The 548-nt window shown below is 67.9% G+C and carries 1 protein-coding gene; it reads right to left on the bottom strand.

Annotation, left to right across the window (positions count from 1 at the left end; all coding sequences use genetic code 11):
* On the bottom strand, positions 1-514 hold a 514-nt coding region (locus DAI20_RS20135), incomplete at its 3' end, for a hypothetical protein (RefSeq protein WP_205781541.1).
* Positions 515-548 lie beyond the last annotated feature (34 nt).

Raw genomic sequence — 548 nt, 5'->3', positions numbered from 1 at the left:
ACACCTGCGCCGACGGCGCACCGGAGGCGGACATCGCACGCACCAGCTCGTTCAGCTGTGCCTGCAGGCCCGGTACTGCACCGCTGAAGTTGTTGGCGTTGCCAGCCAGGGCCAGCACCGCCGGCTCACTGGCGACCAGCTGGCCGGCCTGCTTGCCCAGCGGCGCCCAGGTTTCACCCAGCGTGGCGATCGCGCCGGAGACCCCAGGCTCCTTGCCGTAGCGCCCCTGCAGCGTCGACACATTCTGTTCGATCGCGTTGCGGGTGGCCTTGAAGGCGGTGAACGCCTGCGCGTTGCCGCCCACCGCGTCACGGCCCTGGTTGGCCAGCTGCTGTGACAGCACCTGCAGGTCGGCTGCCTTGGAACCGGCATCGGCCAGGCGACTGCCCTGCCAGGTGGCGACACCGGTGTTGACGCCGAACAGGATCATCGATGCCAGCAGCAGGAACAGCCAGAGGTTGCTGCCGCCCAGCCGCAGCTTGCCGGTCTTGGTGGCGTCCGAAGCAGTACTCATCGTTCAACCTCGTTCTTCAATGCAGGGGGCAGCG

The sequence above is a fragment of the Planctomonas deserti genome, from assembly GCF_003067705.1.
GTDB classification, from domain to species: domain Bacteria; phylum Actinomycetota; class Actinomycetes; order Actinomycetales; family Microbacteriaceae; genus Planctomonas; species Planctomonas deserti.
Note: the sequence above shows the minus strand (reverse complement) of the source record. Positions and strands in the feature narration are given on the sequence as shown.